Here is an 18,363-nt window from a genome sequence, read left to right on the forward strand (position 1 = left end):
AATGAAGGAACAAACAGAAATCGGAAAGATAAAAGAAGGACGCTATATTGTTGTGGAAGATGAGCCATGCAAAGTTGTCGGCCTTGCCACTTCAAAGCCCGGGAAACACGGTGCAGCAAAGGCACGGATTGATGCGGTCGGTATTTTTGACGGTGTCAAGCGCTCGATCGTCCAGCCCGTATCCGCGAAGGCATACATTCCTGTGGTCGAGCGCAAGAGCGGGCAGGTTATCTCCATTGCCGGCGATATGGCACAGCTCATGGACATGAAGGATTATTCCAACTTCGAGATCACCATCCCTGCAGATAAAAAGGGCCAGCTCGAGATCGGAAAAGAGATCATGTACATCGAGTCCATGGGAAAGAGAAAACTCGACTAATTGTATCGGATAATTATAGAATTACTTTTTGCCGGTTTTTCCCTATAACACAGGATTCTTTTAGATTTGTCATATTAGTGCGGCAAGGTATCCGTACGCTTTTGGCAGTCATGCTAAAACCGTACACATGATTCATCAACCGTGCCGATGTTCCCGCCCCGGTTTATCTCACCAGCTCCCGAAAAACGAGATCAGTACTTCCCGATATACCGTGTAGGGATAAGGATCCTAATCGTATAGGAATTAAGGTACTGGGAATTGATGATAAAATAATATCCCCGCTGGCCTTCAAAGAATTTTTCCGTCCACGGGCGGGGGTCGGTATTGCTGAGCGTGGCCGTAGGTACCACTTCTGCGTATTTGGGGGCTGTCGTCACCGCAGGTGTTGCCCGGGTAATGCCTGCCCAGAGGTCGGGATCGATCCCCCCGGGGGGTGAAATGCTTCGGACGATACGGTTGGGATCGGATGCATCCATGACCTGAATGGAAAATTCCGAACTCACGCTGCCATATGATCCCTGTACTCCGCTATACGAGGTTCCCTGCCCCAAGGTGGGGGTTATTGCGATGGATACTATTGTAGGTCCGGATTTAGGGCCGATCATGGGGTCGATGGTATAGGATAATTCCCAATAGGGGAAGGGGATATTTATTACCTGAGTGGTTCCGCTGTATTTTCCCGATATCGTTGCATATACTGTCAGGCTGGTGTCCGGCTTGGTCACATTGATCCGTGTACCCTGAGGCAGAGACTGGTTGGATGAGATGCCATAGGTATCGGGATTGACAAAGGAGACGGTCTGGGTTTTTCCGTTCCATGTCGGCACCGGTGTAGGTGGGGTTGTGGGAGGGGTTGTAGGTGGAGGCGGGGATGTGGTAATGATGGAAGTGATATTTGCGTATACAACAAGGGGAGGAGCGGTTATGGATGGAGTGGGTGTTACAAATGATAGACCGGTATTAACCGGCTGGCCGGTTGTTATCGGTTTGATGACAAACGCAATAACAAGAATGATGCAGAACGCCGCAATAGTGTACGTGATATCTTTTTTGTCCATGACTGCCGCAGTTTTCTATTGTGGCGTTCATAAATAAAAAAGGATGACGTCTGGAGATTATGACCCGGATAGTACAAAAACCCGGTGCCCGTACGAGATTGCGAGGAAAAGCACCATCCGGTCATAAAAATTTAAAACCCACCTGCTGCCCGGCAGAAAAACCGGGTCCTGCCCTCCAAAACAGAAAAAATCCCTGCCAGTCCCCGTGTTCCCGGGGGAAAGTATATTAACGAAAAACGGAATAATATAAAATGTTATGGCGGTAAATCCGGATCAGGTCGACCACATCGTCGCAGTGGCTTCTGATGATGATCCCGAGGTCAAGCTCCAGAACCTCGAACGGGAAGTTGACCTTATAAAAACCTCCATCAAGCGCCTGTTAATGGATATCAGGGAACGGATGAACGAACTGGAGAACCCGTTTACCCTGGAAGCCTCTGTCTCAGGAGTACCCGCTGATGCCGCCCATGATACCAAAAAAACTACACTGGAGGTCAGGGAAGCGGCTCTTAATGCACGGGAATCAACACTTGATGCCGCTGCAACGGCCGAACTTGAGAGGAAAAGTAAAAGAGCAGTGCCGAAAATAAAAGAAGAGGCACTTCCCCCGGCAATCTCTGATGAGAAACGGATTCCGGACGAGCAGATGCTCTCTCTCTTAAGGGGCCAGTTACCCATAAACGGCCATAAAACCGGCCAGAACACGCTTGCCAGCGAAAAACTCCGGCTCCAGAAAGTGTACAAACTGTTTAAGTGGACGAATGGGGCCATTAGCAAATTCGGGCACGACCGGCTTGATATTATCCTCGGATCGTACCGGATCATGGGATATATCTCACGGGAATCCTGTGATGAGATCAAGGAGATCTCCCGCCTGATGCCGGCAAACCTGGGAGACGAGCATGAGATCGAACCGGATGAGTTTGTATCCGAACTGTATGCACTCAACCGGATACTCTCGCCCAACGATTCCTCCCTCGACCGGGATATGATTGAGGTCATGATGGAACAGCGCCAGCTGGTACTGCCGGCAAAAGAAAGATCGGAGGCACCGGAATTATCGGTTAAAGAACGGGGTCCTTCACGGAATGCGAGGAAAGACGAAGAGTGGATGAACCTGCCGGACAGGATATAATCGATGTCCGCCGAAGCGATTACGAATGCCCTGCTCCTGATTACTGCAGTACTAGCAACCACCGGTAATGGGGTTATATATATCAACATATAATATCTCCAATCTCTCGTAGGATGGAGGGTGAACATTGGCCGCGGATCTTTCCGATTCAAGGGGGGGCGAGGAACGGAAGATCATCTTGACCGGTAACAGCGAACTGGATAAGAAGATCGCCGATGGCCTTCCGGTGAGATCTCTCACCCTTATCGAAGGCGAGAATGACACCGGCAAAAGTGTTCTTACCCAGCAGATTATCTGGGGCGCCATGAAACAGGGTATGTCTGTTGACCTGTTTACTACGGAAAACACCAGCAAGAGCTTTATCAAACAGATGGAATCGATGAGCCTTGACATCTCCGAATATTTTGCATGGGGATATCTCAAGATCTTCCCGCTTCATATCGCAGGTTGCGAATGGAAAACAGAGGAGATGGATGGCGTCATGTCACGGCTGATTACCCATATCCGGAACAGCAAATCGCAGGTTGTTATTATTGATTCACTGACGCTCTTCACTGAATACGCCGAAACCGATACCATCCTCACCTTCTTTACCAATTGCAAGTCACTCGTGGATCATGGCAAGACCATCCTTATCACGCTTCATACCTACGCATTTGAGGAAGATACCCTTGTGCGGATCCGTTCCATCTGTGATGCTCACCTCAATATGAAAAAAGCCCTCATCGGGGAAAAGTACCTCATGGTCATGGAAGTTGTAAAAGTCCGCGGTGCACATAAGACAACCGGAAACCTTGTCAGCTTTGAAGTTCATCCGGGCTATGGTATAAAAGTCATCCCGTTGAGTTTTGCGAGGATCTGATATGAGTGACCTGTCTGTCGCGGTAAACCTTCCGTTCAAACCCGAACCGGTCGATGCCGATCTCGACCTGTATGCGGATCTCGAATCGGACGCGTTGTTCAAGATGCTCCCGGCAAATGCCAAAGAGTATGTTCAGAACAGCCCGCATCTCTTCGAATATCTCCACACTTTCCCGGTGAATACCTATGGCATCCCGCTCTTTTTATCGGAATTAAAAAAGGATCTCCTCGGCATGAAGGCCCCCAACATTATCTACCCGGTCAATGATACCACTTTTGTCCACATCCTGCCGGATCCGGATGACGTCAGGAACTTTTACATCCCTATCGAGCCCTCATTCCTGCACAGCGTCAGCGAGCTCCTGCCGGTCATCGAGACCAAACTCATTGATCTTATCGATAGCCTTGAGACAGATCCGACCACGGAGAAGGAACGAACAGAAGTCTTAAAAAAGATGCTGGCCTCAGTTGCGGTGATCAAGCCGCCCGGTGTTGATATAGCAAGCCTGACCCGGAAAGAAAACCATGGTGCAAAATCCAAACTGGTCACCTTCCTCAACACGGATTTTACTGCACAGAAAAAGATGAAGTCCGGAAAGAAGAGCAAGAATTTTCCCATCACTCAGGATGGCAGGATCATCCTCACCAATATAGAGTACCAGGCAATCGAGTATCTCCTTGTCCGGGATAAAATCGATATGGGGGTCCTCAAGCCATTCCTTTCCGACCCCTATATCGAAGATATTTCCTGTGACGGAGTAGGGCCGATCTTCGTCGAGCACAAGATCTTCAAGGGCCTTAAATCCGTTATCGAGTTCAAGGTATCAAGCGAACTGGATGATTTCGTGGTCAAGGTGGCGGAACGGATAAAAAGGCCCATCACGTACCGGAGCCCGATAGTCGATTCAACCCTCCCGGATGGTTCCCGTATCAACATCGTCTACGGCACCGCGATCAGCAAGCACGGGAGCAACTTCTCCATCCGTAAGGTGAACGAGGTGCCGCTCTCCATCCTCAATATCATCGAAAATAACGGCCTCGATTATTTATCAGCTGCCTACCTCTGGATCTGTATCGAATACGGCATGTCTCTGTTTGTGAGCGGCGAAACGGCAAGCGGCAAGACCACGCTCCTCAATGCCATCACCACCTTCATCCCCCCTGAAAACAAGATTGTCACCATTGAGGACACTCCCGAGCTTAACCTCCCGCACCGGAACTGGGTACGCGAGGTGGCACTGGCAAAAGGCAAAGGGGAAGCGACCGGTTCTGGTGGGGAGGTCACCATGTTCGATCTCCTTAAGACCGCTCTGCATCAGCGTCCCAACCAGATCATTGTCGGTGAGATCCGTGGCGTTGAAGGAAACGTTGCATTTAGTGCGATGCAGACCGGCCACCCCGTGATGAGTACCTTCCATGCGGCATCCGTGGAGAAACTGATCCAGCGTCTCTGCGGGGAACCCATCAATATCCCCAAGACGTACGTGGACAACCTCAACCTGGTCATCATCCAGAGCGCGGTAAAACGGCCTGACGGACAGGTCGTGCGCCGGATGATCAGCTGCAACGAAATGGTGGGATACGATGCAGAGACCGGGGGATTCACGTTTGTCCAGATGTTTTCCTGGGAACCGGTTTCCGATACCTTTGTCTGGTCCGGGAAAGGCAGTTCATTTCTTCTCGAGAACAAGATCGCAACCATGCTCGGAATCCCGGACAGCAGGAAATCTGAGATTTACCTTGAAGTGGAGAAACGCGCAAAGATCCTTGAACGTCTGCACAAGGCGGGGTACGTGAAATTCTGGGATCTCTTCCACATGATCACCAAGATCAAGAAACAGGGTCTCCTTACCATCGGTTCATAACATGCCTGAAGAGATTGCTCCCGCTGAAACACAGAAAGCGCCACCGGCCAGATCGCTGCCGTTTGCCTCGCAGATCGCGGGACTCAAAGAGAAACTTGCCGGTATCCGGGAAAACAAGAAGATGGGTGCAGATCTTCTTTTCATGACCACATATATGGCATCGCTTGCGATTGCCAATGCAACCCGTCCAGAAATTTTCTCTTATGCGTCAAACCGCCACGAGTACATCTCGGCAAAATACATCGCCAAAGTCGATACGTTTGTAAAAAAATGGAACTATAGTTACGCGGAAGCCCTCTCCATCATTGCAGAGCGGACGCAGAACGATATTCTCAGGAGCATGCTGAACCGGTATGCCAGTTCCATCGATTCGGGAGTCCCGGATGAAGATTTCATGATCAATGAACTCTCGACTGTCCGCAGTGTCTACCGGAACCAGCTGGAGCAGGGAATGTCCATGCTGCAGAAATGGGGAGATGCATATGTCGCCATGCTCCTCTCGGGGACCGTCATCGCCATCATCATCATGGTATCGGTGGTGATCTATACCCCCGGGGATATCCAGTCGACATTTGACATGTCGTATGCGATCATCCTTGCCATCTCAGTATTTGGTATCGTCCTTATGTATACGTCAGTCCCTGACGATCCCAAAACCCACGGGCTCCCTGGGCAAACATCAAAGGAGCAGAAGACTATTCACGCCATGGAAAGGATCATCGTCCCGCTCACGCTTGCTCTCGTTGTTATCCTTGCGATTCTTGGTGTCTCAGCAGGCCTGATTTTTATTCTCGTGGGTATCCTGATGGCCCCACTCGGTGTTGTCGGTTTTATTGATGACCACAATATTACCCTGCGTGACAATGATTTTTCCGTATTTATAAGGAATTTCGGTGCGGTTATGGGTGGACAGGGAACAACCGCCGTGTACGCGCTGGGCAGCATAGACAGGAAATCACTCACCGCTCTCGAACCCCTGGTAAATTCCGTGTATTCAAAACTCAACCTGGGGCTCGATGAAAAACAGTGCTGGGACAAGTTTATCGGGGAGTCCGGAAGCAACCTCATCTACAAGTACCTTAACATTTACCGGGACACCGTAGCGCTCGGAGGGCCCCCGGAACCTATCGGCACTGTCGTGGGCTCATCGATGTTCGAACAGACCCTGCTCCGGGAGAAGAAGGATATGCTGGCAAAAAGCTTTGTCGTGCTCCTTGTACCGATGCATATCGCCATGACCGGTATCTTTGTTGCGCTGTACCAGATCCTTCTGGTGCTCACCGGATCGATATCGAGCATGATGACCCAGTTTCAGAATACGCCGGCAACATCGGGCGGTCAGAGCGCCGGGGTCTCCATGGGGAACGTATTTAGCGGCGGGATGAATCTCTTTACCAAATTCCCGGCTGAAGCGATGCAGACCTATGTTGTCATCACGCTTGTCATCCTCACCGCATCAAACATTATCGCCGCACGTATCGTAGGTGGGGGGGATCGATACATGTATTATTTCTACGCGGCAATATTCTGCACATTGACCGGACTTGTTTTTCTGGTGACTCCAATGGGGGTTGGTCTCTTCTTCAGTGCGGAAGCGCTGACGAATATGGGAGGCGGGGTATCCGGGACTGGTGTATGACATGAAGGAAAATATCCGCAGGCTGGTTCTTTTTGCAGTGATCGTGGGAACCGGTTCTGTAATGATCTTTGTGAATGTCCCGCTTATCGTGCTGCTACCCCTGATCATTGCGATAGGTTTTCTCCTGCTGGTACTCCTCGGCTCGATCACGATTATAGAGATTAAAAATGCAGTTTCGAAACTGGCCTTGAAGAACCTGCGTCAGCAGCCATTCCTCAAAAAACTCGATTCCATAAAATTTTTCGAAAAGAAGACCACCCAAAAAAAAGATATCGGGGAGAAAAAGGGAGAGAAAAAAGCCCCGGCAAAACCGGCAGAGAAAACCAACGGGATCCGGTATCATCTCTCGTTACTGGGATCATCGGTCACCTCTTTTGGGAAGATCCTCACAGAGCGCAAAAAACCCGCCAAAAAACCCGACGAGATCAACAAACTGCTGGAACATACGATAACAGAAAAAGTCAGCAGGGTATCCGCACTTGACAGGGCCGCAGCAGCACCCTCAGCGTCCGGATCAAAGCAGAGTGGTGCCAGCGGAGCAAGACCAGCGGAGAACAGGATGGAATCCGACCCGTTCCTGAAACTCTCGGGAGAGGAACTGGAAACCGGCCTGCTGGATGAGCTGCTGGATGAACAGGAACCGGCAGCAGAACCACACCCGGTGGGTCAAGCACATGCCGGGACAGACCCCGCCCTTTCCATGACGGCCCTGGAAATGCCAGTTCTGCCGGACGAGACTGCCGTTGATGCCGAAGCGATTCTCATAGCGAATGCAGATACCGGGTTCGAAGAACTTACAGATCTTGACGGTGTGGACGCGGTCGATGAAACACTGGGATATCTGGACAGCATAGACCTGGACGATATCAATCTGCTGGATGACAGAGGTATGCTGGAACCGACACCGCAGGCCCCTGTGTCGCAGGCTGGCGATCCGATGCAGGTATCAGATGGTTTTATTCCGGCGACCCCCTTCACTCCTGCCGGGGGATCAGGAAGCAATAGAGGTGACAATCAGGGAGATCTATCTTTATTTGTTGCAGGCGGCGCCGCCCCGGGCGTTGATGATGATATGCTCAGCTCGCTTGCCACCGAGATCAAACATGTGAAAAAAGAGAAGGATGTCAGCCTGCTCCGTGAATTAAAAGATTTCAAGGCACCTGCGACAGATATCGAAAAGGAGCTTTCAGAAGTGTCGGAGCAGCTCTCCGCTGCAGGCAAAGGGGCAAAGAAGAAAATCCCGTCCCCACAGGGAATAAAATAAACCTGTGCAGCAGCATGGCAATCCGAAAACGTTGTTATATGAGAACCCGGGAATTATTCGTCATCTGCGGCGTAGTAGTAATATTCGCCACGGCTCTTCTGTTCCCGGTCAAGGAATGAGTCAGGTTTGTTGATCCGGGGCCGGCCCGTCTGGTCGCGACGGAATGTAACGTCAAGCGTCTTTAAAAACCGGTTCATGCCGTCCCGCATGGCAAAGGGACCGGCCGCAGTTCCCTCAACACCAGGCTCGCCTTCAAAGACGAGGATCCGTTCGCTGATCATATCGATGAGATAGATATCATGATCGATGACGAGGATCGCTACCGCTTTTCCTTCTGCATGGTGCTTGATGAGCCGGGTCACCTTCACGCGCTGCTCGACGTCAAGATGGGCGCTTGGCTCGTCGAGGATATAGAGATCCGCATCGCGTGAGAGGCAGGCGGCGATCGCCACACGCTGTAACTCTCCCCCGCTTAAGGTATCGACCGGTGACTGGAGAAGGGTCTGGAGTGAGAGGGGGTCGAGGATTTCATGCTGGTAGTACGAGGTGTCAAATTTGCTGGTGCACTTACGGAGGTACAGCTCGACAGAATCCGACGTATCCGACTTGATGTACTGCGGCTTGTAGGAGATCCGGAGCTTGACATCCAGGCTGCCGGTATCGGGTTTCTCAACACCTGCAAGCAGCTTCGCAAAGGTACTCTTCCCCATGCCGTTTGCCCCGATAACGCCAAGTACTTCCCCGGCTTTTATTGTTCCTCCCGAGATCGTGAGCCGGAAGGTATCGTACTTCTTGGTGAGAGCAGGAATCTCCACCAGATCCTCCCTTTTCGAGCCCTTCTCGTGCGCCCGCTTCTCAAAGACTACTTGTGAGTCCCGGAACCGTACGTTCTCTTCAGCGAGATATCCTTCAAGATACTGGTTGATACCAACCCGGACGCCTTTTGGCCGGGTGACGACACCAAAGACCGCAGGCTTGCCATACCCTACGTGCACCGTATCGGCAAGCATGTCGAGGATGGCAAGATCGTGTTCGACAATCACGACCGGGTGTTCCTTCGCCAGTTCGCGGATCAGTTTGGCCGCCGAAATGCGCTGGTAGATGTCCAGAAACGGCGTGATCTCATCCAAGAAATAGAGGTCGGCGTTACGGGCGAGACAGGCGGCAATTGCCACACGCTGCAGTTCTCCCCCGCTCAGCGTGCTGACATGGTGGTCGAGGATTGCGTCAAGTTTGAGCACGGGGATGAGTTCTGCAAGTTTGCCCCGCTCGTCCGTGGTCTTAAGCAGCTCGCGGATCGTCCCGGTATAAACTTTTGGGATGAAGTCGATATACTGCGGCTTGACTGCGATCTTCTTACTCTTTTTTGAAACGGTCTGGAGGTAGTCGAAAAGCTCGGTCCCGGCGTAGCGTTTCAGGATCTCTTCCCACGCAACTTCGTTATCGAAATTCCCGAGATTCGGGCGGAGTTGCCCGGAGAGGATCTTTACCGCAGTGCTTTTCCCGATACCGTTTGCGCCGAGGATACCGGTAACTTTTCCCTGTACCGGGATGGGAAGCCCATAGAGTGCAAAACCGTTCTTCCCGTACCGGTGGGTGGGGTGCTCGAGTTCTTCAGGCAGGCTTACGATATCGATGGCGTCGAACGGGCATTTCTTGATACAGATGCCGCACCCGACACAGAGTTCCTCTGATATGACAGCCTTGCCATCCTCACCAATGACAACGGTCTCGTCACCGGTCCGTACCCGGGGGCAGTAGAGGATACACTCGGTTCCGCACTTCTTCGCGTGGCAGCGATCCTTATGGACAATGGCGATTCTCATGGCGATCAGAAAGAGATGGGATCAGAACGGGATAGCCGAAAAGACGGTGATATAATCGTTCTTCGTTATCGTATTGGTTCCCTCGGCATTTGCGGTCGTGAGGTTCACCGTGAAGTTTCCCGCAGATGCGTATGTCTTTTCCGGGTCCTTTACCGTTGAAAACGTGCCGTCGCCAAAACTCCAGTTCCACGAAGTCGGGGTGTTTGTGCTGGTGTCGCTGAAAGCAACTGTGAGCGGGGTAGTGCCGGAACTAACGTTTGAGGAGAAACCGGCGACCGGTACCGTGGTTGAAAGCAGGATAGTCCATGTCATGAACCAGAATGCAAACGTCATGAAACCCTGGTAGAACCAGTCCTTTGCACCCAGTTTCGAGGATTGATGCATGAGTATGAAAATATGCCGCTGGACAACTACCCCGGCAAGCATCAGCATGAAGGCAAGAAGCCCGATATCGCTTTTTACCGTAATCTGCAGGTAATACGACAGGATCCCGACAAAGATACCCATCAAGCAGGCAGTAACCGTCCGCTTGATCCTCTCGATGTGTTCAGCCTGCTTTTCCAGTTTGGTCTTCTGTTTCCGGGAAAGGGCTGGCTGCTCTTCCACATGTACGTCTTCGGTCATCCGTCACCACCCAGTAGTCTTATTTTTTAGTGCGCAAGCCATATGTAAGTTGGTATAATCCATGGCGACTGCACAGGGTATGAGCGGGATCGATGTGAGGGCAGTGACACATGAGCTCTGCGCCAGGCTGCCGCTCTGGATCGACAAGATCTACCAGTTCGAAACCCGCACTCTCGGAATCCGTTTAAACGGCGAGAACCATGCGAAGTACCAGCTACTTATCGAGGCCGGCCGGCGGGTGCACCTGGTGAAAAATTTTCCTGCCCCTCCCAAAAACCCGCCGCAGTTTGCCATGCTCCTGCGTAAATATCTCTCCGGTGGCAAGGTACTTGCGATCCGGCAGCACGGGTTAGAGCGGATACTTATTTTCGATATCGGGAAAGGGCCTCTAACCTACCGGCTCATCATCGAACTTTTCGATGAGGGAAACGTGATCCTCACTGACGAATCCTACCGGATCATAAAACCGCTCCGCCACCACCGGTTCAAGGACCGGGACGTCGTACCCGATGCCATCTACACGATGAGCGGCACTGATCCGACCGGTTCTTTAGAAAACCTTGCGGCCACTCTAGCCGGTGATGGCCGGGATCTCGTGCGTGCCCTTGCAATTGCCGGGATGCTCGGGGGTACGTACGCGGAGTACGTATGCAGGACTGCCGGTATCGATAAATCCACACCTGCCTCAAACGCCGATCCCAAGGCTGTGTATGCCGCAATCCGGGCACTCTTCGATCTGGTGCAGCACACTGGCCGACCGGTGGTTTCTGCCACAAGCTGCGAGCCGGTCGTACTTGCCACAGGAGCCGAAAGCATACCGGACGACAAAAACCAGTTTGCCGGTTTTTCCGAGGCGCTTGAAGCATTCTACCCGATGACAAAGGCCGAGAAAGTCCGGGTCGCTTCAAAACCAAAACTTTCACAGGAGGAACGGATTCATAAGTACCAGGAAACAGCAATAAAAAAATTCGACGAAAAGATCAAAAAGACCCAGGAGATTGTGGCCGCGATTTACGAGAACTACCAGTTCGTTGCGCAGGTCATTTCCTCGCTTGATGCCGCAAGCAAGCGCCTCTCGTGGCAGGAGATCGAGCACCACCTCTGCGATACTTCCACGGCAGACGCAAAACGGATCGTGGCTTTCTATCCTGATGAGGCGGCAGTCGAGATCGATATTGGAAAGAAGATGAAGATCTTCGTCCATGACAGTGTCGAGCAGAATGCGGGCCGGTACTACGATGTCATAAAAAAATTCAGGAAGAAAAAAGAAGGCGCTCTTGCGGCAATGAAAACCGTCAAGCCGAAGAAAAAAATTATCCGGCATGATATTATACCCATGAAAAAACTCTGGTACCACCGGTTCCGGTGGTTTGTAACCAGTGACGGTATTGTCGTCCTGGGCGGCCGGGACGCATCGCAGAACGAGGAACTGGTCAAAAAGTACATGACCGGGGGCGATCTCTTCGTGCATGCGGATGTGCACGGGGCAAGTGTCGTGATCGTAAAGGGCAAAACGGAGAAGATGGATGAGGTGGCACAGTTTGCCGCATCGTACTCCGGCGCATGGAGGAGCGGGCATTTTTCCGCCGATGTGTACAGCGCACAGCCAAACCAGGTCAGCAAGACCCCGCAGGCCGGTGAGTTTATCACCCGGGGCTCGTTTATCGTCCGGGGTGAGCGCACCTATTACCGCAACGTATCTCTCGCGGTGGGTATCGGCCTTGTGCTGGAACCGCAGGCAGCCGTGATCGGCGGCCCCCCAGCAGTGATCCGGTCGCGGACAAAGGCATTCGCCGAGTTAAAACCCGGCCAGTACGAGCCGAACGATGTGGCAAAAAAGGTGTTGCGCCTCCTGAAGCAGAGTATTAGCCCCGATGAGGAAAAACTGCTCAAGGGAATCTTAAACACCGAAACCGTGGCGGCTTTTGTTCCGCCCGGTGGTTCTGATATTTCGGGGACGCCATGAAAGCGGAGTACTGTGAACTCAGGGATAATGCAGGCGAAATACGACTCCTCCCGGAGAGTATTGACGATCTCTGGCACCTCCAGCACCTGGTAGCTCCCGGGGATCTGGTATTTGCAACGACGTTTCGGAGCGTCGAATCCGCGACCGACAAGATCCGGCCGGAGAAAGTCGAGAAACGGCCGGTCCGGCTGGGGGTCCGTGCGGAAAAAGTGGAATTCTCCGAGCATGGGGTACGTCTTCGGATCACGGGGATCATCGAGTACGGCGTTGACACCGGTGCATACCACACGATCAATGTCGAGACCGGCTACGAGATTTCCGTTATCCGCCAGTGGCGGCCGATGGATTTCGAACGGATTTCCCGGGCAGTAAAAGCCTCGGTCTTTGGCGTAATCCACATTTTGACGATCGAGGAGGGAGAGGCTGAACTCTTCCGGCTCCGGCAGTACGGCCCCGAGAGCGCTATCACCATCACGGCAGGAAGCGGTAAGGGAGGGGAGACTGATACGCGGACCGGTTTTTTTGACGCCGTGCTCAAAACCATCGCGGAGATATCCGGGCCGCTCATCATTGCGGGACCCGGTTTTATCAAGGATGATTTTGTTAAATACGCCAAGAACAAAAACAGCCCTCCTGCCGAACGGGCGATTGTAGTGGAAACCCGTAGGATCGGGCGCGGCGCGGTGCAGGACGTGATCGGTGCGGGAACACTCGATAAACTGATCGGCGACATCCAGCTCTCGCGCGAGGTAAAACTGATGGACGAGGTCCTTCTCCGTATCTCCCGGAACGGGGCGGTTGCCTATGGGAAAAAAGAGGTAGAGATCGCGATCGAGTACGGCGCAGTTGATGAAGTACTGCTTGCCGATACCCTGCTCAGGGACCGGACGATAGTTCCCTTAATCGAGAATGCCGAGCGGATGCAGGCCACAATCGTGGTGCTCTCAACGGAATTTGAACCCGGGGAGCGTCTAAATGCGCTCGGCGGCATCGCGGCGCTGCTCAGGTATAAACTAGCCTCATGACGTGCACGGAAGATGGAAGCGCACAATCTGCCCGTGCCGAAATAGAGTGCGAAAATGATCCCCGGATGGATGTATGCATAAATCAAAGAGCAATTGCCTAAAAAAATTAAATATACTGTTCTGCAGCTTTTTCCTTAACTGATGGTGGATGCAGGAGATACTGTACCATCAGTATCCCATTGCAATATGACCTTTTGCTTCTTCCCAAAGGGAATATTGATCGTTCATGCTCTCCTGTGGTTATTCAGCTGTCCGTCGTCTTTTCATGTACCGTAAATTCATTTGCGTAACTTACTGACTGGTTATTCGGGTTCGTGATTACGATAGTCCATGGTAACCCGGCCGATGTCGTGTTGGGGATTGAAAATGTGGCTTCGATCTGGGTTGCCGTGTCCCACGTGACTGATGTTGCCACAATACTTGCCGAACCTGTTTGCGTCAACTTGACAGTTGGAGTGGAGACAAAACCCGCCCCGGTAATGATCGTGGTAAATGTATCCCCACTGTACGCTGAATCGGGGCTCATATCCTTGAAGATGGGTGGGAAGGCGGCAGTCGTTGTCGTTGTCGCGACAGTGATGGTGGTCTGCGTGGTAACAACCGTGGTTGGCACCGGGGTTGGTGCCGCTGTGGGTATCGATGAAACGGTCACATGAGTGACTTTTACCGGGTACACTTTTTCCATAGTCGAGCGCGGTGACGATTCCGTGGCCGAGTCTGTACGGTATCCCCACGTTCCGTCAGTGTTTTTGTGGATATATGCCCGGGTGTACGATTCTGTCGAAGGATCGTAACTAATAATCAGCCAGGCGACGGTAGTGCTCGCGGATGAGCTCCATACAATATCCCCGGCCGTGTACAGCGGCGCAATCGTTGTCACGGTAGTGACCGTACCTGTGGTTGTTGCAGTCGAACCTGAACTGCTGGAACAGCCCATAATAGTCACGCACAGGACAAGAAAAATACTCAGGGTAATGAAAATTCTGGCGGAATTTTTCATATACTACAGTTATGCTGCAGGATATTAAAAATTGTTTAACCGGCGATATAAATATCCGGGTCAGCCCGGTTCATCCTTAACAGCAACAGGATCCGGTGATCCGGCTTCCCTAAAAAATGTAAAAAAAGGATAATTTTTCTGATTTGTCGGATTACGCTTCCTTCTTCTCCGGTTTCTTGTAGGTCTCGACAAGCGTGATCTCGGAGATGCCGCTTACGAGCTCGAAACCTTCATGGATGATCCTTCCCCGCCACAGGAGCCAGCGCCGGTCATAGTTGATTCCGGGCGGGAGGGTGACCGTTGCCTTACTGTCATCAAGGGCAACTTCCATATCCTTCCCGGCATAGAGCCGGATAAGTCCCTTGAGCTGTTCAAGCGGATCGGTTACAATCTCCTCGATCTTGTAATGGTAGGTCAGCGTCTGGCCGGCGAGCGGTGCATTAAAATCGACGATCACCTTGGAGCCGATCACATCAACAACCACACCTTCTCCATGTTCCTCGACGTTAATCCGCATCCCGCGGGTCGGTTTGTCCTTGAACTTGTTCTTGGGGTATGACTGGACTTTTTTTAAGTCGCGCTCGCCAAATGCCTTCTCCGGCAGGACGGTCACATCGGCTTCGGTGCCGACATCCTTTCCGGCAAGTTCCTCGTCAAGGCCGATGATTACATGCTTCTGGCCGACACAGATGGTGACCGACCCGTAGATGGCGGTCGTGCTGTGGATATCCGCGGCCTTTGCCGCATCTTCATCGGTGGTATCAAAGACCATGCCATTTGCGCTGCCGGTATAACTGAGTTTAACAAAATCTCCTTCTTTTATTGCCATACATCACCTGACTATATTAAATCGCAACAGGGACAGATAAAAGTGTGGCACGACAATGCTCGAAATAGAACTCAAAGTACGGGTAGATTCCCTCGATCCCATACGGCAGAACCTTAAGGACCGGCACGCGGAGTTCAAGGGAAAACAGCACGAACACGATATCTACTACAACGCCCCGCACCGTGACTTCGGTTCTACCGACGAGGCCCTGAGGGTACGGTACACGGATGGTCCTGCACTTGTTACCTACAAGGGAAAGAAACTCCGCGAGTACGGGCTCAAGGCACGCGAAGAGCTCAACACGGCCGTTGAATCCGGCGAAGTTTTCGAACAGATCCTCGACAGACTAGGGTTTACCAGAACCGCTGAAGTGAACAAGTGGCGGGAGAACTACCGGCTCGGCAATGCCTCGTTTGCGCTGGATCAGGTTGACGGTCTCGGGACCTTTGTCGAGATCGAGATCATGGCCGAAACCAACGGCGCAGATGCGACCGGACAAATCCAGAAGTTTGCAAAAGAGATGGGAATTTCCGGCGAGCCGATCCTCGCCTCCTATCTCGAACTGCTCCTTTCTACACGGTGAGCAATTCAACTTTGATGTCTTTTGCCTCGTTCCCGAAGTGGAGCATGGCACAGTAGCCATCCATCGCGGGGCCGGGGTTCACAATTTTTACGCCGTCAACATCCTTGACGCCACGCTGCTCGTGGATATGGGCGCAGCAGACAAGATCGAAGTCCTTCATGTGGCGGCGGATGCTCTGGCTGCCTACGTGCTCGCTCTTGATAAGGTCGAGCGTATCGTAGGGCGGTGCATGGGAGATGAGGACGTTGTGAACCGTCTTTTCCATTTTTGCTGTCGCAGCATTGAGCAGATCATCGATCTGCTTGTCGGTCAGCTCAAATGGCGTGTTGAACGGCGTTGGGTTCGAACCGCCGACGCCCACAAGCGTCATTTTCCCCAGGTTCATCTGGGCGCCGTGAAGGCAGATTGCATCCGAGTGTTCGAGCGTATCGAGGATCTCTTTTGGGTCACAGTTGCCCGGTACCGCAAAACAGGGTACATCGATACGTGATAGCACGTCGTCAACAATGTCCACAGGACCCATATTGGTAATATCGCCTGCAATAAATACAGCTTCCGGATTCAATTCCAGAAATGAATCAATTTTACCGAATTGACCATGGAGATCTGCTATCAAAAGCACATCTTTCATGGTATATCATTTCAAATAGCGTCTAAAAAACCTTATCTCAGGCTCATTCCACGAACCGGTCAGTTTCCCTCCGAGAGCGAGATCGCCGCAGACCTTTTCTGTTTCCGAAAGTAGCGACCGCGCACGGGTTCCGGCAAGCGGCGTACCGGGAAGCGGGATAAACCGGTGGACATGGATCTTTCCCATCCGGGCAACCTCCTGTATGGCGGCAACGGTCTCCCGCTGTTCCTCATCAGTTTCATACGGGAACCCGACAATGAAATCAACAATCGGGGTGATCCCGGTATCCAAACAGAGTTCCGCTGCCCGGATCGCCTCCGCGATCGTGTGCCCCCGGTGCAACCGTGAGAGGATCGCATCGCTTCCTGACTGGGCGCCAAAGTGCAGTTTTGTGTTGGTGCAGTAATCCGTGATAAGGGCAAGCGACTCTTCGCAGATAAACTCCGGCCTGACCTCGCTTGGGAACGTCCCAAAAAAGATCTCGTGGTCGAGTTTTCTTAAGAGGTGTCCGATCTTGTCGAACCGGGGATGGAGCCCGTCCGAGCCATAGGCAAAGGCATTTGGGGTGACAAAGCGAGCCTGCCCGTACCGGTTTGCATACCGGGCGATCTCGTCGATCGACCGGTGCCGCATGCAGTGCCCGAATATCTGCGGGGTCTGGCAGTAGCCGCAGGCAAACGGGCACCCACGGGAGATCTCCACGTACCCTTTTACGAGAGAGAACGCGGGATATGCATCGAGCCGGACGCTGCTTTTTGCCGGCTCATACCAGTCACGGGTTACAACGCCGGGAATATGCCCGTCCCTTCCGGCCTCGATCTCTGAAAGCAGCCGGGGAAGCGTATATTCCCCCTCCCCCACGACAACGTAATCCGCATATACAGCCACCTCCGGCCAGCAGGCCGTTGCATGCGGCCCTCCCACGATAGTTATGCAGTCCGCATCCGCGATCTCATCGCGGTACAAACGTTCATTGATCGAATTGAGGGAGTAGCATGTAATATCCGGTGCCGGCCGGGCGACCGGGTACAGGTGCCAGCCGGTCTTTTCGCATGCGGCACCAAGAACGGCAAAGGAATTCCGTGCCGCGGGGATCTCCCGCCAGTTCACCTGCATATCTTGTATCCGCCTTTACATACTGCTAAAAATAGAGAACGATAGACTCGCTTTTAGCCCCGCGTGCGGTACTCGCGGAGGACATCGACAATCTTGTAGGTCTGGCCGTTGTTCATCGTAACCGAAACCTGCACGCGGTCGGCCTGACCGGTCAGGGATCCACTGCCCCGTGTCCCGTCAAGATTGAATATGTCCCCTTTATTGGAGCCGAGCGTTGCGGTCTGGGTCGATCCGTCGGCCCGCGTCAGGGTGATATCGATCTTCTTGACATTGACCTGCCCCTGGCCCCCTTCAAATGTCACAGGTATTTTGCCGAGGTAATCTTTTTCCCCGACCGTGACCGTCACCGCGATGTTATCGGGCATCACATCGGTGGGACTTGTGGTGAGGCTGGAAGAAGAGGGCGTACCGGATGAACCTGCTGTACTTCCGGACGTGGTAACCGTGGACTGCGAACTGGTGCAGCCGGCAAGAGCAACCGCAACACAGATGAGGAAAATAATCGCAATAAACGCACTGGCTTTCATATCAGATGATAAGGGGATTGTTTTATTTGTTCATT

At 52.5% G+C, this 18,363-nt stretch carries 17 protein-coding genes; 9 read left to right on the top strand and 8 right to left on the bottom strand.

The genetic code is table 11. The features are described from left to right. Position 1: 1 nt before the first annotated feature. The gene (locus tag QZN75_RS01950) at positions 2-379 is read left to right on the top strand and encodes a translation initiation factor IF-5A (RefSeq protein ID WP_292424058.1); all 378 of its coding nucleotides are present in this window, start codon (positions 2-4) and stop codon (positions 377-379) included. A 191-nt stretch (positions 380-570) separates the two neighbouring features. Here the strand turns inward: QZN75_RS01950 and QZN75_RS01955 are convergent, their stop codons facing one another. Next, a complete protein-coding gene (locus tag QZN75_RS01955) occupies positions 571-1,437 on the bottom strand; it encodes a hypothetical protein (RefSeq protein ID WP_292424061.1) in 867 nt (288 codons plus the stop codon). A gap of 256 nt (positions 1,438-1,693) precedes the next feature. On the opposite strand from QZN75_RS01955, the gene QZN75_RS01960 reads away from it, so the two are divergent. From QZN75_RS01960 to QZN75_RS01980, 5 genes are all read left to right on the top strand, one after another. Beyond that, entirely contained in the window at positions 1,694-2,572 is an 879-nt protein-coding gene (locus QZN75_RS01960; RefSeq protein WP_292424064.1) for a hypothetical protein, read from the top strand. A 127-nt stretch (positions 2,573-2,699) separates the two neighbouring features. Beyond that, complete coding sequence (locus QZN75_RS01965) at positions 2,700-3,434, top strand: ATPase domain-containing protein (RefSeq protein WP_292424066.1); 735 nt, start codon at positions 2,700-2,702, stop codon at positions 3,432-3,434. Between the two features lies 1 nt (position 3,435). Continuing rightward, entirely contained in the window at positions 3,436-5,298 is a 1,863-nt protein-coding gene (locus QZN75_RS01970) for a type II/IV secretion system ATPase subunit (protein ID WP_292424068.1), read from the top strand. A gap of 1 nt (position 5,299) precedes the next feature. Beyond that, positions 5,300-6,937 (top strand): archaellar assembly protein FlaJ, encoded by a 1,638-nt coding sequence (gene flaJ, locus QZN75_RS01975; RefSeq protein WP_292424070.1) that lies wholly within the window; start codon positions 5,300-5,302, stop codon positions 6,935-6,937. 1 nt (position 6,938) lies between these two features. Beyond that, positions 6,939-8,201, top strand: coding sequence for a hypothetical protein (locus tag QZN75_RS01980; protein ID WP_292424073.1), 1,263 nt, complete (start codon positions 6,939-6,941; stop codon positions 8,199-8,201). Positions 8,202-8,254: 53 nt separating this feature from the next. Here the strand turns inward: QZN75_RS01980 and QZN75_RS01985 are convergent, their stop codons facing one another. Beyond that, positions 8,255-10,027, bottom strand: coding sequence for a ribosome biogenesis/translation initiation ATPase RLI (locus tag QZN75_RS01985; RefSeq protein WP_292424076.1), 1,773 nt, complete (start codon positions 10,025-10,027; stop codon positions 8,255-8,257). A 21-nt stretch (positions 10,028-10,048) separates the two neighbouring features. After that, a complete protein-coding gene (locus tag QZN75_RS01990) occupies positions 10,049-10,651 on the bottom strand; it encodes a PKD domain-containing protein (protein WP_292424077.1) in 603 nt (200 codons plus the stop codon). A 61-nt stretch (positions 10,652-10,712) separates the two neighbouring features. Between QZN75_RS01990 and rqcH the strand changes: the two genes are divergently transcribed. Next, on the top strand, positions 10,713-12,617 hold the full coding sequence (rqcH, locus tag QZN75_RS01995; RefSeq protein ID WP_292424080.1) for a ribosome rescue protein RqcH: 1,905 nt from the start codon (positions 10,713-10,715) through the stop codon (positions 12,615-12,617). Next, the gene (locus QZN75_RS02000; protein WP_292424082.1) at positions 12,614-13,642 is read left to right on the top strand and encodes an mRNA surveillance protein pelota; all 1,029 of its coding nucleotides are present in this window, start codon (positions 12,614-12,616) and stop codon (positions 13,640-13,642) included. Before rqcH ends, QZN75_RS02000 begins: the two co-directional genes overlap by 4 nt. A gap of 244 nt (positions 13,643-13,886) precedes the next feature. Here the strand turns inward: QZN75_RS02000 and QZN75_RS02005 are convergent, their stop codons facing one another. Together QZN75_RS02005 and QZN75_RS02010 are read right to left on the bottom strand one after the other, a co-directional pair. Next, positions 13,887-14,642: a hypothetical protein gene (locus QZN75_RS02005; RefSeq protein ID WP_292424083.1), complete on the bottom strand. Its 756-nt coding sequence runs from the start codon at positions 14,640-14,642 to the stop codon at positions 13,887-13,889. Positions 14,643-14,793: 151 nt separating this feature from the next. After that, positions 14,794-15,471, bottom strand: a complete 678-nt coding sequence (locus tag QZN75_RS02010) for a peptidylprolyl isomerase (RefSeq protein ID WP_292424085.1) — start codon at positions 15,469-15,471, stop codon at positions 14,794-14,796. A 55-nt stretch (positions 15,472-15,526) separates the two neighbouring features. On the opposite strand from QZN75_RS02010, the gene cyaB reads away from it, so the two are divergent. After that, positions 15,527-16,054 (top strand): class IV adenylate cyclase, encoded by a 528-nt coding sequence (gene cyaB, locus QZN75_RS02015; protein ID WP_292424086.1) that lies wholly within the window; start codon positions 15,527-15,529, stop codon positions 16,052-16,054. Here the strand turns inward: cyaB and QZN75_RS02020 are convergent. The 3 genes from QZN75_RS02020 to QZN75_RS02030 are packed head-to-tail and all read right to left on the bottom strand — an operon-like array spanning position 16,044 to position 18,328. Beyond that, the gene (locus tag QZN75_RS02020) at positions 16,044-16,685 is read right to left on the bottom strand and encodes a metallophosphoesterase (RefSeq protein ID WP_292424087.1); all 642 of its coding nucleotides are present in this window, start codon (positions 16,683-16,685) and stop codon (positions 16,044-16,046) included. The genes cyaB and QZN75_RS02020 overlap by 11 nt on opposite strands. 6 nt (positions 16,686-16,691) lie before the next feature. Beyond that, complete coding sequence (locus QZN75_RS02025) at positions 16,692-17,801, bottom strand: TIGR04013 family B12-binding domain/radical SAM domain-containing protein (RefSeq protein ID WP_292424088.1); 1,110 nt, start codon at positions 17,799-17,801, stop codon at positions 16,692-16,694. A gap of 53 nt (positions 17,802-17,854) precedes the next feature. Beyond that, entirely contained in the window at positions 17,855-18,328 is a 474-nt protein-coding gene (locus QZN75_RS02030; protein ID WP_292424091.1) for a hypothetical protein, read from the bottom strand. Positions 18,329-18,363 lie beyond the last annotated feature (35 nt).

Origin of the sequence: Methanoregula sp., assembly GCF_003170075.1 — an archaeon.
Lineage (GTDB): Archaea > Halobacteriota > Methanomicrobia > Methanomicrobiales > Methanospirillaceae > Methanoregula.

Coding starts and splice junctions, on each gene's coding strand:
- QZN75_RS01950 (WP_292424058.1), top strand. CDS start 2: ATGAAGGAACAAACAGAAATCGGAAAGATAAAAGAAGGACGCTATATT.
- QZN75_RS01955 (WP_292424061.1), bottom strand. CDS start 1,437: ATGGACAAAAAAGATATCACGTACACTATTGCGGCGTTCTGCATCATT.
- QZN75_RS01960 (WP_292424064.1), top strand. CDS start 1,694: ATGGCGGTAAATCCGGATCAGGTCGACCACATCGTCGCAGTGGCTTCT.
- QZN75_RS01970 (WP_292424068.1), top strand. CDS start 3,436: ATGAGTGACCTGTCTGTCGCGGTAAACCTTCCGTTCAAACCCGAACCG.
- flaJ (WP_292424070.1), top strand. CDS start 5,300: ATGCCTGAAGAGATTGCTCCCGCTGAAACACAGAAAGCGCCACCGGCC.
- QZN75_RS01980 (WP_292424073.1), top strand. CDS start 6,939: ATGAAGGAAAATATCCGCAGGCTGGTTCTTTTTGCAGTGATCGTGGGA.
- QZN75_RS01985 (WP_292424076.1), bottom strand. CDS start 10,027: ATGAGAATCGCCATTGTCCATAAGGATCGCTGCCACGCGAAGAAGTGC.
- QZN75_RS01990 (WP_292424077.1), bottom strand. CDS start 10,651: ATGACCGAAGACGTACATGTGGAAGAGCAGCCAGCCCTTTCCCGGAAA.
- rqcH (WP_292424080.1), top strand. CDS start 10,713: ATGGCGACTGCACAGGGTATGAGCGGGATCGATGTGAGGGCAGTGACA.
- QZN75_RS02000 (WP_292424082.1), top strand. CDS start 12,614: ATGAAAGCGGAGTACTGTGAACTCAGGGATAATGCAGGCGAAATACGA.
- QZN75_RS02005 (WP_292424083.1), bottom strand. CDS start 14,642: ATGAAAAATTCCGCCAGAATTTTCATTACCCTGAGTATTTTTCTTGTC.
- QZN75_RS02010 (WP_292424085.1), bottom strand. CDS start 15,471: ATGGCAATAAAAGAAGGAGATTTTGTTAAACTCAGTTATACCGGCAGC.
- cyaB (WP_292424086.1), top strand. CDS start 15,527: ATGCTCGAAATAGAACTCAAAGTACGGGTAGATTCCCTCGATCCCATA.
- QZN75_RS02020 (WP_292424087.1), bottom strand. CDS start 16,685: ATGAAAGATGTGCTTTTGATAGCAGATCTCCATGGTCAATTCGGTAAA.
- QZN75_RS02025 (WP_292424088.1), bottom strand. CDS start 17,801: ATGCAGGTGAACTGGCGGGAGATCCCCGCGGCACGGAATTCCTTTGCC.
- QZN75_RS02030 (WP_292424091.1), bottom strand. CDS start 18,328: ATGAAAGCCAGTGCGTTTATTGCGATTATTTTCCTCATCTGTGTTGCG.